This window comes from Janthinobacterium sp. BHSEK, assembly GCF_056174685.1.
This window is the reverse complement of record NZ_JBWBYV010000030.1, coordinates 1-16,906: the sequence shown is the minus strand read 5'-3', so window position 1 is coordinate 16,906 and position 16,906 is coordinate 1. Positions and strand designations below refer to the sequence as shown.

Annotated in this window: 7 protein-coding genes; all 7 read right to left on the bottom strand. The window is 65.1% G+C overall.

Going from position 1 to position 16,906, the window contains the following annotated elements:
- Positions 1–107: 107 nt before the first annotated feature.
- A complete protein-coding gene (locus AC0V2Y_RS11590) occupies positions 108–2,264 on the bottom strand; it encodes a S46 family peptidase (protein ID WP_475415224.1) in 2,157 nt (718 codons plus the stop codon).
- Positions 2,265–2,351: 87 nt separating this feature from the next.
- Positions 2,352–4,487, bottom strand: a complete 2,136-nt coding sequence (locus AC0V2Y_RS11585; RefSeq protein ID WP_475415223.1) for a PAS domain-containing sensor histidine kinase — start codon at positions 4,485–4,487, stop codon at positions 2,352–2,354.
- A complete protein-coding gene (locus tag AC0V2Y_RS11580; RefSeq protein WP_475415222.1) occupies positions 4,484–7,078 on the bottom strand; it encodes a chemotaxis protein CheB in 2,595 nt (864 codons plus the stop codon). The genes AC0V2Y_RS11585 and AC0V2Y_RS11580 overlap by 4 nt, the downstream gene beginning before the upstream one ends.
- A gap of 139 nt (positions 7,079–7,217) precedes the next feature.
- Positions 7,218–8,639: an efflux transporter outer membrane subunit gene (locus AC0V2Y_RS11575; protein ID WP_475415221.1), complete on the bottom strand. Its 1,422-nt coding sequence runs from the start codon at positions 8,637–8,639 to the stop codon at positions 7,218–7,220.
- Complete coding sequence (locus AC0V2Y_RS11570) at positions 8,636–11,878, bottom strand: efflux RND transporter permease subunit (protein ID WP_475415220.1); 3,243 nt, start codon at positions 11,876–11,878, stop codon at positions 8,636–8,638. The genes AC0V2Y_RS11575 and AC0V2Y_RS11570 overlap by 4 nt, the downstream gene beginning before the upstream one ends.
- Entirely contained in the window at positions 11,875–14,991 is a 3,117-nt protein-coding gene (locus AC0V2Y_RS11565; RefSeq protein ID WP_475415219.1) for an efflux RND transporter permease subunit, read from the bottom strand. The genes AC0V2Y_RS11570 and AC0V2Y_RS11565 overlap by 4 nt, the downstream gene beginning before the upstream one ends.
- A complete protein-coding gene (locus AC0V2Y_RS11560; protein ID WP_475415218.1) occupies positions 14,988–16,349 on the bottom strand; it encodes an efflux RND transporter periplasmic adaptor subunit in 1,362 nt (453 codons plus the stop codon). The genes AC0V2Y_RS11565 and AC0V2Y_RS11560 overlap by 4 nt, the downstream gene beginning before the upstream one ends.
- Positions 16,350–16,906 lie beyond the last annotated feature (557 nt).

The following is a 16,906-nucleotide window of genomic DNA, read 5'->3' as shown; positions in this document are numbered from 1 at the left end:
CATGGCGGACGCTGGCATATTGATGGAACTCAAATCAGTTGGCCATACGCAAAAAAGCCGCATCGGCCCCGGGGCGGATGCGGCTTTGCGCTAATGCAAGCTGAAGCTTACTTGTTGGCAGTTTTCACAGACTTGGGATACTTGATCGTCATTTCCTGCAGCAAATTATCCGCGTGGTCCACTTCCTTCATCACCCACAGCATGTAGCGGATGTCGAGGTGGATGGCGCGCGTGATGGCCGTGTCGAAGTACCAGTCCTTGGTGATCGATTCATACGTCGAATCGAAGTTCAGGCCGATCAGCTCGCCACGCTTGTTCATCACGGCCGAGCCGGAATTGCCGCCCGTGGTGTCCGCGCTGGTGAGGAAGTTGACGGGCACCGTGCCCAGGGCCGGGTCGCGGAACTGGCCGTAGCGCTTTTGCTTGACGGCGTCGATCAAGCCTTGCGGCGCTTCGAACGGGGCCTTGCCCGTGACTTTCTCGACGATGCCTTCCACGGTCGTGAACGGCCCCTTGGTGATGCCGTCGCGCGGCGAATACGGCGCGACCGTGCCGTAGGTCACGCGCAGGGTCGAGTTGGCGTCAGGATACACCGGCTTGCCTTGCGATTTCTTCCAGGCGATCACGGCTTGCATGTATTGCGGAATCACGCGTTCCAGGTTACCGTCGATTTCCTTGCGGCGCTCTTCCAGCGCCAGTTCCACGGGCTGCAGCTTGACGGCCAGCTGCATGAAGGCGTCGTCGGACTGGGCCACGGCAGCCTGGTCCTTTTCCAGCCAGGCCAGGCGCTTGGCCGTGTCAGCCAGTTGCGTCTGCTGGTACAGGGCCGCCACGGCGCCTGGGGCCGGCAGCAGCGCGTCCAGGCCTTGCGGGTGGCTCTTCGCCGCCAGCTGGGCATAACGCTTCAGGCCGGCTTCAAAACGCGCCTGGTCGACCTTGTTGACATACGACTGTTCCAGGCGCGTCAGACGGGCCTTGATGAAGGCCAGGTCGCGCTGCTGGAAGCCCGATTCGCGCTCGGCGTCCGGCTTCTGGCGCTCTTGCGACAGGCGGTAGACGGTGCGCGCGCTTTTCAGCAGATCGCTGTTGGTGGCCACCGTCCAGGCGAACTCTTCTTCGCTGAGGGCCATGTCGCTGGCGATCGCCGCGTCCAGTTCGGCCAGCAGGGTCGCCGACACGTTCGGCTGCTTGGCGTACCAGGCGCGGAACTCGGCGTCCTGTCCATCCTTGATGGCGGCGATGTCCTTGCGGGCGAAACCGTCGAGCAAGCCCTGGGTTTTCTTCAGCACGTTGTTGATGCTTTTCACCACGCTGGCGTAGCGCACGGCGGAGGCGGCATCGCCCTGCGTGGCGTCGGCCATCACGGCCAGGTCAGCTTGCAGTTCGGATACTTTCAGGGGGAAGGCCGTATCGCGCGCGAAGCGGATTTCCGCCGGCAGCTTGTAGCGGCTGGTGCGGCCGGGGTAACCCGCCAGCAAGATGCCGTCGCCGGCCTTCAAGCCTTCGGCCGAGACCACCAGGAAGTCCTTCGACTTGTACGGCACGTTGTCGGGCGACGGGTCGGCCGGACGGCCATCCTTGCCCACGTAGGCGCGCAGGAACGAGTAATCGCCCGTGTGGCGCGGCCATTCGTAGTTGTCGGTGTCGCCGCCGAAGTTGCCGATCTTGTCCGATGGCGCGTACACGAGGCGCACGTCGCGTATCATCATCTGGCGGATGCGGTAGTACTCGAGGCCGCGGTGGAAGGCTGGCACGGAGCAGCGGTACATCTTGTCCGTTTCGCATTCGGCGATCAGGTCCTTGATGCGCTTTTCCACGGCTTCGTGGCGCGCGCGGCCGCTCATGTCGGCCGTCAAGCCTTTCAGCACGCGCTCGCTGACGTTTTCCACCTTGTCCGTCACATACACCAGGCTGTTCGGACCGCCCGGCAGCTCGCCAGCGCGCGTCTTGGCCAGGAAGCCGTTGGTGATGTAATTGTGTTCCGGCGTGGAATTGCGCTGCACGGCGCCATACGCGCAGTGATGGTTCGTCACCACCAGGCCCGCGTCGGAGACGAAAGCGGCCGAGCAGCCGCCCAGCGACACGATGGCGCTCATCGGGTGCTTGCTCAGGTCGGCGAGTTTTTCTGCAGGAATGTCGATGCCGACCCGTTTGAGTTCGGCTTTCAGCTGTGGCAGCTGGTGTGGTTGCCACTGCCCTTCGTCGGCGTGTGCGCCGGCGAACGCGCCCAGTAAGGCGACTGGTAAAACGATTGTTTTGAACAAGATATGCCCCTCCATGAATAGCAGGCGAAAGTATAGCCTGTCCAAGGGGCCTGGGTCGGCAAAAATTGACCCATTGCAATTTCTGTATCAGGCGGACGGACGCCCCACGCCGTGTAGCGGAATCTGCAATGCCAGCCGGCAGCCGGCACCCGACGCGGGCAAGCCCACCTCGAAATGCCCGCCCAGCGCCGTCACCCGCTCAGCGATGCCGATCAGGCCAAAACACTGTTTCTTGCGCTGCTGCTGCGGCGTGATGCCGATGCCGTTGTCGCTGATGGCCACGTACACGGCGCAGGCATCCGAACTGAGCTCGATCTCGACCTGGCTGGCCTGGGCATGCCGCATGACGTTGCTGAGCGCTTCCTGCACGATGCGGAACAGCACGATCTCGGCCTGGCTGCCGATGGCGGCAAACAGGGCCTCGTCGCGGATCAGCAGGCGGCAGGCGACGCCGCTGCGCTTGCGGAAGTCCCCCACCTGCCATTCGATGGCCGCCTGCAAGCCCAGGTCCAGGGCCATCGGGCGCAGCTCGTTCATGATGCCGCGCACGCTCTTGATGGTGGTGTCTACATTGCTGAGCACGGCGCCGACGCGGCGGTGCAGGCGCGGATGGGAACCCTCGGTGCGCGCGCTGAGCATGGAAATGTCGATGCGCAGCGCCAGCAGGTTTTGCCCCAGCTCATCGTGAATATCGCGCGAAATGCGCTTGCGCTCGTCTTCCTTGGCCGTTTCCAGGTGCAGCGCCAGCTGGCGCAGCTGGGCGTGCGACTGGCGCAAGGCGCTATCCATCAGCTTGCGTTCCGTGATGTCCGTGTGCGCCACCACCACGCGCAGCGGCCCTTCGCCGAGAAAACGGCTGATCCTGGCCTGCGACCAGCGGGGACCTGAGCGCGTGGTAAATTCGTATTCGAGCGCAAATGCGTCGGCGTTGCCGGCAATGACGGAGCGGATGCCCGCGGCCAGCTCGCGTCCGGCGCTGCGCTGCCAGCGCGGGTCCATCTCGCAAAATTCCAGGTAGTTCAGCGGCCGCGGGATTTGCCCGACGAAGGCCAGGCAAGCCTGGTTGGCATGCACGATGCTGCCAGCCTGGTCCAGCACCAGCACGCGGTCCGTCAGCGAATCGATGGTGGCATGAAAGAAACGCTCGGCATCGCGCAAGGCTTCCTGCGCCCGCTCGCGCTGGTGCACTTCCAGCTGCAGGTGCTGGTTGGCCCGCAGCAGTTCGGCCGTGCGGTCGACGACCCGCTGGTCCAGCTCGCGGTGCAGTTCGCGCAGGTCCGCCTCGGCCAGCTTGCGTTCGGTGATATCGGAAAAGACGCCGACAAAATGGCTGATGGCGCCGTCCTGGCTGCGCATGGGCGTGATCGACAGCGATTCGACGAAGCGCTCGCCATTCTTGCGCCGGTTCACCAGCTCGCCATACCAGCTGCCATCCTGGTGCAGGCTGCGCCACATGGCTTCATAAAACTGCGGCAAATGCGTGCCGCCGCCGAGAAAGGACGGGTCGCGTCCGATGGCTTCCTCCGCCTGGTAGCCGGTGATGGTGGTGAAGGCGGGGTTGACGGAAATGATATGGTTGTCGCTGTCCGTCACCAGCACGCCTTCGCGTATGCTGTCGAGAATGACGAAGGCGCGCCGCAAGGCCGATTCGCGCGCGTGCTCGTCGCCCAGGTCCGTCACCAGCATGCGCGCCGTGGCGCTGGCCGCGTCGAAATTGGCCTCGATGCGCACCATGCCCATGCCGCCCGTGCCGCCCGCCTCGGCTTCGAACAGCTGCGCTTCGAGCACCTGGCGCGCACCGCTGTTGAAGACGGCGTCGAGGAAACGCCGGAAGCGGCCCTGTGCATGGGGCGCGACGAATTGCTCGAAGCGCCGGCCCAGCAGCTGGTTCTTGTCGCGCTGCAGCAAGCCGCAAGCGGCCACGTTGACGCGCGTGACGACGCCATCGCACGCCAGCGAAAAATAGCTGACGGGCGCCTGCTCATACAGCTCCGCATAACGGTCGCGGCTGCTTTCAAATTCATTCTTCAGCTGTTCCAGCTCGGCCAGGGCCGCACTCTGCATTTCCAGCTCGATCTGGCTGACCTGCAACTCGTGCAACTGGCGCATCACGTCTTCATTCGACTGCGGCGGCGGCACGGGCTGGCGCTGCTCCGCCGCCAGCTGTTCCGCCTGCTCTCTCAGCCGGGCAGGCACGGCACCGCTGTCGAATGGCTCGCTCATGACACGTGCTCGCCGCTACCGCCGCCTGCCGCGGCGCCGGACTGGATCTGGCGCAGCTGGGCTTCCAGCAGCTTCGATTCCGTGATGTTGATGAAGGTCACCACCACGCCATCGATCACGTTTTCAATCGTGCGGTACGGCATGATGCGCACGTTGTACCAGCGCCCGTTCTTGGTCGGCACCTGGCGCTCGCAAAACACCAGGCTGCGGATGACTTCCAGCGCATCGTCTTCCAGGCCCGGATAATCGAGGTCGTTGACGATGTCGCTGAGCGGACGGCGCAAGTCCGTCTGGATCAGCTTATAGATTTGCGTGGCCGGCGCCGTGAAGCGGCGGATGCGCAGATCGCTGTCGAGGAAGATGGTGGCGATATCGGTGCTGTTGAGCAGGTTCTTCATGTCGCTATTGACGAGCGACAAATCATCGACCTTCGATTGCAGCTCGGCATTGACCGTGTACAACTCTTCGTTCAGCGACTGCATCTCTTCCTTCGAGGTGGTCAATTCCTCGTTCGTCGATTGCAGCTCTTCATTGGTCGACTGCAATTCTTCATTAGCCGATTTCAATTCCTCGCGCGAGGTCTGCATCTCGTCGCGCACGGCCTGGATCTCATTGCGCGCCTGCGCCAGCTGCTGTTCCAGCTCCAGCACCTTGGGGTTCGGCGAACGGCCGCGGCGCGCTTCGGCCACCAGGGGCACGCTGGAAAACGTGACAAAGACCATGCCGCGCAGGGATTCGGGCTGGCTCAGGGCTTCGGCGCTCAGGTCGACGCCCAGCGATTGCCCCAGGTGGTCCTTGACGACCAGGCCCTTCAGGCGGACCACGCTTTCGCTTTGCAGCGCCTGCTTGATCAGGCCGGCCAGCTCGTAGCGCAGGCCTTCGCGCGCCATGGCATGGATATTCCAGTTGGCCTTGCCGGCGGCCGGTTCGAGAAAGGCGCCCGTGCGGCCATTGATGTACAGGATGTCGCCATCCTGGTTCAGCAGCGCGGCGGCTGGCGAATATTTCTGGAGCAATAATTGCTCGACATGGGATTGAATCTTTCCAGTCATGCTGACTTCTCTCGTGTCGCTAGGTGTAGGGGGGGATGCCAACGATACCTTGGTGGGAAAATACGTGGGCAGGCGCTGGCGTGCCAGATTGTCGAGGCGGCGGTACAGCCGGGTCGACGTGGTCAGCGGCGAAAACAGGTCGAAAAAATGACCGGGCGTATCGGCGCTGCCCAGCAGCAAAATCCCATCGCGGTTCAAGGCGTAATGAAACAGGGGAATCAAACGCTGCTGCAGCTTGGCATTGAGATAGATCAACAAGTTGCGGCAGCACAGGATGTCGAGCTTGGTGAACGGCGGGTCCGAAATGATGTTTTGCTGGGCAAAGATGATCGTGTTGCGGATCTCTTTCTTCACATGGTAGCCGTTCTTGTCATTGATAAAGAAGCGCTCCAGCCGTTCCGCGGACACGTCGCTGATGATGCTGTGCGGAAAGCGCCCCTGGCGCGCGCGGTCGATGGCGTCGGCCGACAGGTCGGTGGCAAAGATCTGCAGGCTGTACTTCGACGGCGGATTGCTGCTGGCCACCACTTCATGGAAGACCATGGCCAGCGAATACGCTTCCTCGCCCGTGGAACAGGCGGGCACCCAGGCCTTGAAGGCGCGGCCGTCCGGGTGGGCCGCCAGCATTTGCGGCACCACCACCATCTTCAGGTATTCCCACACCTTCTGGTCGCGGAAAAAGCTCGTCACGCCGATCAGCAATTCCTTGAACAGCAAGTCGATTTCGGCGGGATTGGCGCGCAAATACGGCACGTAGTCTTCCATCGACGTCATCTGGTACAAGCTCATGCGCCGCTCGATGCGGCGCAGCACCGTGTTGATCTTGTAGTCCGTAAAACTGTTGCCCGTGTGCTCGGACAGCAAGGCGACGATTTCCTGCAGCGAGTTGCGTCCATTCGGCTCGTGGCCCGGCAGGCTGAGGAAACTGCTGCGGAACAGATAGGCGATGATCTTGTCCGGCATCTTGTCGGGGAAATCGATGAGGTCCACCACTTCGGCCGCAATCGCGCTTTGCGGCATCATGTCGAACTTGGCCGTATCCGGATACTGGGCCAGGGTCAGGCCGCCCGCCTGCTTGATGGCCTGCAAGCCGCGCGTGCCGTCGCTGCCCATGCCGGAAAAGATCACGCCCACGGCCAGTTCGCCCAGCTCGGCGGCCAGGCTCTCGAAAAAGGCATTGATGGGCAGGCGGTGCCCGCGCAGCTGCACCGGCTCGCTGAGCACGAAACGGCCCTTCGACAGTCCCAGGTCCGCATTCGACGGAATCACATAGATATGGTTCGGGCGCAACTCCGCCTGGTGCGTGATTTCCGTGACGGGAATGCTGGTGGCGCGCTGCAGCAATTCGGGCAGCATGGCCTTTTGCGTGGGATCAAGGTGCTGGATCACCACATAGGCAATCCCGCTTTCCTGCGGCACGTTCGCCAGGAAAGCGACGATGGGATCGAGCCCGCCGGCGGAAGCGCCAATGGCCACCACGGGAAAGACGATGGTGGCCACTTCGGGGACGGAAGCATTGCTGTGTTTACTGCGTGTCATCGTCGGCAAGATAGCAGCCACGGCCAAAGCGTCAGGCTGGGAATTGATAATCTTGCATTCTAGCACTCAAGATGGACAGGAAAACACGAATTTGGCGCAGGGCTTTTCCCTGCGCCAGGCTGCCCCCTAGCCGTCCCCCTTACTGCGCCTGCGGCGCGTGCCAGCCGCCGCCCAGCGACTGGATCAGGGCCACGGCCGTCGTCTGGCGGTCCGCCTGGGCCTGCACCAGCGAACGGCGCGCCGACAGGGCCGTCACCTGCGCCGTCACCACGTCCGTGTAGCCGACCTGGCCCGCGTTGTAGCGGTTCAGCATCTGCTGTTCGACCTGGTCGGCGGCCGACGACGCCTGCTGGCGCAAGGCCAGCTGCTCGGCCAGCGCGCGCGTGGCCGACAACTGGTCTTCCACGGCGCCAAAGGCACTCAATACCGTCTGGCGGTAGCGCGCCACGGCCGCCTCATGCCCCGCCTTGGCCGCGTCCACGCTGGCCGTGGTGGCGCCCGCGTTGAACAGCGTTTGCGCGGCCGACACGCCCAGCGACCACAGGCTCGACGATGCATTGAACAGGTCGCCCACCTTGCTGGCGCCGGAACCGTACGATCCCGTCAGGTTCAGGCTCGGGTAATACGCGGAACGGGCGATGCCGATCTGCTCGTTGGCCACGGCCACCCGGCGCTCGGCGGCGGCGATGTCGGGACGGCGCTGCAGCAGGGTCGACGGCACGCCCAGCGGCACCTCGGGCACGGTCAGCGTCCACGGCGCCACGGCCAGGCTGAAGTCGGACGGGGCGCGGCCCAACAGGATGGCGATCGCGTGTTCCAGCTGCGCGCGGGCGCGCGTCTGGCTCGACAGGTCGATCTGCGCATTGGCCAGCTGCGTCTGCGCCTGCAGCAGGTCGGACTTGGCGGCGATGCCCGAGTTAAAACGGTTGCCGGTGATTTCCAACACGCGCTTGTAGCCATCGATGGTGGCGTTCAGCAGCGCGATCTGCGCATCGCTCTGGCGCAGCGAAAAATAATTGGTGGCCAGCTCGCCCTGCGCCGACAGGCGCGCGGCGGCCAGGTCCGCCGCGCTGGCGGCCGCGCTGGCGTCGGCCCCCGTCACGCCGGCGCGCAGCTTGCCCCACACGTCCGGTTCCCACGAGGCGCCGATGGCGGCCTTGAAGTTGTTGTTCGTCTGCTGCTCGCCCCCGCCGCCCGAACGGGCGCCGCTGCCCGTCAGGTTCACCGTGGGGAACAGCGAGGCGCGCTGTTCGCGCACCAGCGCGCGCGCCTGCTCGTACGACGCGATGGCGGCCGCCACGTTCTGGTTCGATATGTCGATGCCTTCGGCCAGCTGGTTCAGCTGCGCGTCGCCGAACAGGGTCCACCACGGGCCCCGCTCCAGGGTGTCGGCCGGCGCGGCAGGCTGCCAGCCGGCCGCCTCCTTGAACGTTTGCGGCGCGGCGGCCGTCGGCGTTTCATACGCGGGGCTGACGGCGCAGCCGGCCAGCAGGACGGCAGCAGCCACGGCCAGCAGACGGCGTGCGGGAACGGCGGAGGAAATAGGTTTTACTTGCTTCATGATTGTGTGCTCGGGTTATCTGGCCCAGGAATGCGGCTCAATTGCTGCTCGTCGGCGCTGCGCGTGCGCAGCTTGTCGAGCAGGATGTAGACCACCGGGGTGGTCAGCAATGTGAGTAACTGGCTGGCAATCAGGCCGCCGATGATGGCGACCCCCAAGGGCTGGCGTAGCTCTGACCCCTCGCCGAAACCGATCGCCAGCGGCAAGGCGCCAAGCGCCGCCGCCAGGGTGGTCATCAGAATGGGGCGGAAACGCAGCAAACATGCCTCGCGCACCGCTTCCACCGCTGTCAGTCCGCGCGAACGCTCGGCCTCCAGCGCGAAGTCGATGATCAATATAGCATTTTTCTTGACGATACCGATCAACAGGAACACGCCGATCAGGGCGATGATGGAAAACTCCATGCGGAACAGCAGCAGCGCCAGCACGGCGCCCACCCCCGCCGAGGGCAAGGTCGACAGCACGGTGACGGGATGGATCAGGCTTTCGTACAGGATGCCCAGCACGATGTAGATCACCACGATGGCCGCCAGGATCAAGAGCGGCTGCTCCTTGTTGCTGTCCTGCGCGCTCTTCGCCGAACCCTGGAAGCTGCCGCGCACGTTGACCGGCATGCCGATTTCCGACTCCGCCTGGGCCACGGCGGCCTGCCCGTCGCTGAGCGGATAGCCATCGGCCAGGTTGAACGACACGGTGGTGGCCAGCTCGCCGCCCTGGTGGTTGATCGAGGTCGCCGTCGAGCTTTCCGCAAAGCTGCTGAACGACGACAGCGGCACCATGTGCGCCAGGGTCGTCGACAGGGCCGAGCCGCTGGACGGGTCGCGCGCCGCCGTCGTGTTGGACGCTGTCGCGGCAACGCTGGTGGTGGCCGTCGCCGTCGTGCTGGTGGCCGCGACGGCCGCCGCATTCGACGCCGGCACATACACGGAGCGCAGGGCTTCCGGGCTTTGCGCATAGCGGGGCGCCACTTCCATGATCACGTGGTACTGGTTCAGCTCATCGTAGATGGTCGCCACCTGGCGCTGGCCGAAGCTGTTGTACAGCGCATTGTCGATATCCTTCACTTGCACGCCCAGCTGCGTGGCGCGGTCCTTGTCGATGGAAACAAAGGTTTCCACGCCGTTTTCCGCCTGGTCCGTGTCGACGTCGATCAGGGCCGGCTGCATCTTCATCTGGTCGGCCAGTTTCGCCGCCCATTTCTTCAGGTCCGCCTGGTTGTCGCTGATCAGGGTGTACTGGTACGTGGAATTGCTCGAGCGCCCGCCCATGCGCAAATCCTGCACGGGGTTGAGGAACAGCGAAATGCCCGTCACCTTGGCCAGCTGCGGACGCAGGCGGGCGATCACGGCTTGCCCCTTGTCCGTGCGCTGCGACGCGGGTTTCAGGTCGATGAACATGAAGCCGCCCCCTGCCCGTCCGCCGCCCGTGAAGCCGACGACGGTGGCGACGGCCGGATCGTCCTTGATGATGTCGACCAGCTGGCGCAATTTACTCTGCATGGCCTGGAACGAGATGCTCTGGTCGGCGCGCATGCCGCCATTGATCTGGCCCGTATCCTGCTGCGGAAAGAAGCCCTTGGGCGCGGCCGCGAACAGGTACACGTTCAAGCCGACGACGAAGACGAGGATGGTCATCACCAGCGCGGCGCTCGACAGCGCCCAGTCCAGGCAGTGCTCGTAGACTTTCAGCATGCGCTCGAAACCCCGTTCGAACCAGCGCGCGACCCGGCCAGGCGGCTGGTGCTGCTGGCCACTTTTCAGCAGCCAGGCGCACATCATCGGCGTGGTCGTGAGGGAGATGACGAGCGAAATCATCACGGCGGCCGACAGGGTCACGGCAAACTCGCGGAACAAGCGCCCCACCTGCCCGCCCATGAACAGCAGCGGAATGAAGACGGCCACCAGCGACAGGCTGATCGACAGCACGGTAAAGCCCACTTCGCGCGCACCCAGCAGGGCCGCCTTGAAGCGGTCCATGCCCGCCTCGATGTGGCGCTGCGTGTTTTCCAGCACCACGATGGCGTCGTCGACGACGAAGCCGGTGGCCACCGTCAGCGCCATCAGGGACAGGTTGTTCAGGCTGAAACCCAGCATGTACATCACGCCGAAGGTGCCCAGCAGGGAAACGATGGTGGCCACGGCGGGAATGATGGTGGCGCGCACGCTGCGCAGGAAAGCGCTGACCACCAGCACGACGAGCACGATGGACAGGATCAGGGTGAATTCGATCTCGTGCAGCGACGAGCGGATGGAATTGGTGCTGTCGGACGCCACCTGCAGCTTGATGTCGCCCGGCAGCTGCGCCTGCAGTTGCGGCAGCAGCGCGCGCACGCCGTCGACGGTGGCGATGACGTTGGCGCCGGGCTGGCGCGTGATCAGCACGATCACGGCCGGGTCGCCATTGAACAGGCCCAGGGTGTTGTTGTTCTCCACGCCGTCGACCACCTCGGCCACGTCGTCGAGGCGGATGGCGGCACCGTCGCGCCAGGCCACGACCAGGCTGCGGTAGTCGGCCGCGCTGCGCCCGCCCGAGGCCGTCGCCGCGCCCGAATAGATCTGCAGGCTGCGCTCGTCGCCGGAAATCGCCCCTTTCGGCCGGTTGGCGTTGCTGGCCTGGATGGCCGCACGCACGTCCTCCATCGACACGGCATAGTGATTGAGCTGATACGGCAGCAATTCCACGCGCACGGCCGGCAGCGAACCGCCGCCCAGTTCCACGTCGCCCACGCCCTTCACTTGCGCCACCTTTTGCTGCACCAGGTTCGACACGGCATCGTAGATCTGGCCCGGCGTGCGCGTTTTCGACGTCAGCGCCAGGATGATCACGGGCGCGTCGGACGGATTGGCCTTGCGGTAGGTGGGATTGCTACGCAAGGTGGCCGGCAAGTCCACGCGCGCGGCGGCAATCGCGGCCTGCACTTCGCGCGCGGCCGAATCGATCTTGCGGTTCAGGTCGAACTGCAGGTTGATGCGCGCCGAACCCGTGCCCGACGACGACGTCATTTCGTTTACGCCCGAGATCACGCCCAGGCGCCGCTCCAGCGGCGTGGCTACCGAGGTGGCCATGGTCGCGGGGCTGGCGCCGGGCAGGCTGGCGCTGACGGAAATGGTCGGATAATCGACCTGCGGCAGCGGCGAGACGGGCAGCACGAAGAACGCGCCGACGCCCGCCAGCGCGATGCCGATGGTCAGCAGCACGGTGGCGATGGGACGCTTGACGAACGGTTCGGACAGGTTCACGCGGCACTCCCCGCACCCGGTTTATCGAGACTGACAGCGTTCTTCCCTTTGCCCGCAAAGCGCTGGCCCAGGCGGTCGAAGCCCAGGTAGATGACGGGCGTGGTAAACAGGGTCAGCACCTGGCTGACGATCAGGCCGCCGAAGATGGCCAGGCCCAGCGGACGGCGCAACTCGGCGCCCTCGCCCCAGCCCAGCATCAGCGGCACGGCCGCGAACAGGGCCGCCAGGGTCGTCATCAGGATAGGACGGAAACGCAGCAGCGCCGCCTGGTGGATGGCTTCCTGCGGGCTTTTTCCCTCGTCGCGCTCGGCCTCGATGGCGAAGTCGATCATCATGATGGCGTTCTTTTTCACGATGCCGATCAAGAGGATGATGCCGATGATGCCGATCACGCCCAGGTCCTGGCCCGAGATCATCAGCGCCAGCAAGGCGCCCACGCCGGCCGACGGCAGGGTCGACAGGATCGTCAGCGGATGGATGTAGCTTTCGTACAGCACGCCCAGCACGATGTAGACGCAGACGACGGCGGCCAGAATGAGCCACAGCTGATTCGACAGCGAGTTTTCATACGCGCCGGCCGCACCGAGGAAGGTCAAGGTCACCGATGGCGGCAAGGCGATGTCCTTCGCCGCCTGGCGGATGGCGTCGACGGCGCTGCCCAGCGCCACGCCCTGCGTCGTGTCGAAGCCCAGCGTCGTGGCCGGGTATTGCGCCACGTGCGTGATCTGCAGCGGCGCCTGTTTTTCGCTGACGCTGGCAAAGGCGGACAGCGGCGTCGACTTGCCGGAACCCGTGCGCACCTGCAGGTCCGACAGGTCGGCCGGCGTGGTGACGATGCCCGGTTGCGCCTCAAGGATCACGCGGTACTGGTTGGTTTCCGTGAAAATCGTCGAGATGATGCGCTGCCCGAAGGCGTTGTACAGCGCGTCGTCGACGGTGGCCGTGGTCACCGACATGCGCGCGGCGCTGTCGCGGTCGATCGCCACCGTGACGGCGGCGCCCGTGGCGCCCGCATCCGTGACGACGTTGCGCAACTGCGATTGCTCGCGCATGCGGGCGGCCAGCTTGCCGGCCCACTCGGTGACGGTGGCCGTGTCGGCCCCTTCGAGCGAGACGCGGTATTGCGTCGGCCCCGATTCCGCATCGATGGTCAGATCCTGCGTCGGCTGCAGATACAGGGTCACGCCGGCCACCTGGGCCACGCGGTTGCGCAGGCGTTCCATGATCTCGTCCTGGCTGCCGCTGCGCGGGCGCTTCAGGTTGATCAGCATGCTGCCCGTGTGCAGCATGGTGTTGTTGGCCGCATCGACGCCGACGAGGGAACTCAAGGTATCGACAGCGGGGTCTTCCAGCAGCGCGCTGGCGGCCGCTTGCTGCAAGGTGGCCATGCGCGCGTACGAGACGGCTTGCGAGGTTTCGATGCGCGCCTGCAGCTGGCCCGTGTCCTGCGTGGGGAACAGGCCTTTGGGGATGGTGATATACAGGACGACGGTCAGCAGCAAGGTGGCCAGGGCCACGAGCAGGGTCAGTCCCTGGCGTTTCAGCACCCAAACGAGCGCAAGGTCGTACTGATGGATGACCTTGTCGAGGAAAGCCTGGATGCGCTGGCCCGTGGCGCTGATTTTTTCATCGGCGTGGCTTTTCAGCCAGCGCGCCGACATCATCGGCACCAGGGTCAGCGAGACCACAGCGGAAATCAAGATCGTGATGGCCAGGGTCATGGCGAATTCGCGGAACAGCCGGCCCACCACGTCGCCCATGAACAGCAGGGGAATCAGCACGGCGATCAGGGACACCGTCAGCGAGATGATGGTAAAACCGATCTGCGACGCGCCTTTCAGGGCGGCGGCCATCGGCGTTTCGCCCTCCTCGATGTAGCGGGCGATGTTTTCGATCATGACGATGGCGTCATCGACGACGAAGCCCGTGGCGATGGTCAAGGCCATCAGCGACAGGTTGTTCAGGCTGTAGCCGAGCAGATACATGACGCCGCAGGCGCCGATCAGCGAAATCGGCACGGACAGGCTGGCGATCACCGTGGCGCGCAGGCTGTGCAGGAAGGCGAAGATCACCAGCACCACCAGCAGCACGGACAATAATAATTCCATTTCCACGTGTTCGACGGAGGCGCGGATGCCCGTCGTGCGATCGCTCAGCACGTCGAGCTTCATGGCAGCCGGCAGGCTGGCCTGCAGGTCGGGCAACAGGGCCTTGATGGCGTCCACCGTCTTGATGACGTTGGCGCCGGGCTGGCGCTGCACGTTCAGGATGATGGCCGGCTGCTTGCCCGACCAGGCACCGAGGCGCGTGTTTTCCGCGCTGTCGACGACATTGGCCACGTCAGCCAGGCGCACGGGCGCGCCGTTTTTATAGGTGATGATCAGGCGCTTGTAATCTTCCGCCGTCACCAGCTGGTCGTTGGCGTTGATGGTGAACGAGCGCGTGGGGCCGTCGAAACTGCCCTTGGCGCTGTTGACGTTGGCCGCCGCGATGGCCGTGCGCAGGCTGTCGAGGCCCAGGCCGTACGAGGCCAGCAATTTGGTGTCGCCCTGGATGCGCACGGCGGGACGCTGGCCGCCCGACAGCGAGACGAGGCCCACGCCATTGACCTGGCTGATCTTCAGCGCCAGGCGCGTGTTGACGATGTTCTGCACCTGCGTCAGCGGCATCGTGTCCGACGTGATGGCCAGCGTCAGCACGGGCGCGTCGGCCGGGTTGATCTTCGCGTACACGGGCGGCGCCGGCAAATCGGTCGGCAGCAGCGAGCCGCCCGCGTTGATGGCGGCCTGCACTTCCTGCTCGGCCACGTCCAGGGTCTGGCCCAGGGTGAATTGCAGGGTGATGAGGGAGACGCCGGCCGCGCTGGTGGAACTCATGCGCTGTAGACCCGACATCTGCCCGAACTGGCGCTCCAGCGGCGCCGTGACGGTCTGGCCCATGACTTCCGGACTGGCACCCGGGTACAGGGTCTGCACCTGGATGGTGGGGAAATCCACCTGCGGCAAGGCGGCCAGCGGCAGGAACTTGAAGCCGACCAGCCCCGCCAGCACGATGGCCAGCATCAGCAGCGCCGTGGCGACGGGGCGCTGGATGAACGGCGTCGATGGACTCATTGCGCAGCGCCCTTCGCCGGGGCGGTCGCCGGCGCACTGGCGGAAGCCGGTGCGCTGGCCGCGCCGTCAGCCTGCTGGCGACGGTGGCGGCGTTCGCCGTTCGCGCCAGCGGCACCGCCAGCACCGCGCGCGCCGGCCGGCTTGTCGCCCGCCAGGGTGACTTTCGCGCCTTCCTTCAGGCGGTCGGCGCCTTCCGTGATGACTTGCTCGCCCGCTTCCAGGCCGGCGCGGATTTCCACCATGTCGGTGGTGGCCTGGCCCCGCGTGACCATGCGCACGGTGACGGTTTTATCCGCTTTCAGCACATACACGAAGTCGCCGTTATTGCTGTGACGCAAGGCCGTGACGGGCACCAGCACGGCGCCCGTGATGTTGCCCAGCTCCAGGCGCACATTGACGAACTGGCTGGGGAACAGCGCCATCTTGTCATTCGTGTAGCGGGCCTTGGCGCGCACGGTGCCCGTCTGCACGTCGACCTGGTTGTCGAGCGCCGTCAGGCTGCCCTTGTCCAGGGTATGCGTGCGCGTGCGGTCCAGCGCCAGCGCCGCCAGGGCCGAACCGCCATTCAGGCGTTCCTGGATGGTCTGCACCTTATCCTGCGGCACGGAGAATTCCACGTCGATGGGCGAGAGCTGCGTCACCACCACCACGCCGCCCGCGTCGCTGGTGCTCACCAGGTTGCCGATATCGACCACCTTCAGGCCCGCGCGGCCGCTGATCGGCGATACCACCCTGGTGTAGCCCAGGTTCAGCCTGGCCGTGCCTTCGGCGGCGCGGTCCGTCATGACGGTGCCTTCCAACTGTTTTACCAATGCGGCCTGCGTGTCGACGTCCTGGCGCGCGATGGAATCCTGGCCCAGCAGGGTTTGATAGCGCTTCAGGGTCAGGCGCGCGTTTTCCAGCTGCGCCTCGTCGCGCTGGCGCTGGCCCGTGGCCTGCATCAACGCCATCTCGAACTGCGCCGGGTCGATCTGCGCCACCACCTGGCCCGCCTTGACCATGCCGCCTTCCTTGAATTTCAGCTCCTTCAAGATGCCCGACACTTGCGGACGCACCGTCACCGTGGATGCGGCCGTCACCGTGCCCAGCGCATCGAGCACCACGGGCAGGTCGGACTTCACGGCTGTGGCCACGCCCACGGTGGTCGAGGGCGCGCCGCGGCGTCCGCCTGGCCCGCCTGGGCCACCGGGACCGCCGGGGCCGCCAGCGCCGGCGCCGCCCTGGGCGCTGGCGCCGGAATGGGTCAGGTACCAGGCACCGCCGCCCAGCGCGCCCATCACTGCCAGCGCGATGACGCTGCCGACGATTTTCAAGCGGCGGCTGCGCCGCGGGGTATGGGGTGTTGTCTGCGAATCCATCGCTTATCCTTGTAGTGGCCGCTGGCACGGCGAGTCTATGGCGCCGGCCGAGGTGGGACACACTCAGGCCGAACGACCGTTTTTCGGGGTTGATTTAGCTGTAAAGCGTCAGGGAGTCAAGAGCTGAAGATCAGCTGAAAAAGCCATACTCCCATCGTGAAACGACTCTAGCATAGTCATGTAACTGTTTCATTTCTACTTGAAACAATTCCACACGACAGCACGGACAGGGCCGCGGCATGCGCATCGGCAGGCGGCCGGCACCCTATGGGAAACGATGGAAAAATCAGGCTTGCAGGGGCGGACGCCATGGCGCCGGCGCGGCGCGCGCGACTGGCATGCAGATACAAACTCGCTACAAATCTCCCGCCAGGCCACTTGACCGGGCGCCAGGCAGCGCATCGGGCGGCGCCGGCACCTTGTTAGCCGGATTGACAGCGGGCACCGGCATCAGCCCGCACCCGCCCGGCAAAACAAGGCGCCCGAGGCAGCAGTGGCAAGGGGCGCCCTGCTGTTGACGCCGGCGCCGCGATCAGAACTGGTATTTGACGGAGGCA

What these genes read in the sequence shown, in the direction of transcription:
- AC0V2Y_RS11580 (WP_475415222.1), bottom strand. Translation starts at nt 7,078, where the DNA reads ATGACACGCAGTAAACACAGCAATGCTTCCGTCCCCGAAGTGGCCACC.
- AC0V2Y_RS11565 (WP_475415219.1), bottom strand. Translation starts at nt 14,991, where the DNA reads ATGAGTCCATCGACGCCGTTCATCCAGCGCCCCGTCGCCACGGCGCTG.
- AC0V2Y_RS11585 (WP_475415223.1), bottom strand. Translation starts at nt 4,487, where the DNA reads ATGAGCGAGCCATTCGACAGCGGTGCCGTGCCTGCCCGGCTGAGAGAG.
- AC0V2Y_RS11575 (WP_475415221.1), bottom strand. Translation starts at nt 8,639, where the DNA reads ATGAAGCAAGTAAAACCTATTTCCTCCGCCGTTCCCGCACGCCGTCTG.
- AC0V2Y_RS11560 (WP_475415218.1), bottom strand. Translation starts at nt 16,349, where the DNA reads ATGGATTCGCAGACAACACCCCATACCCCGCGGCGCAGCCGCCGCTTG.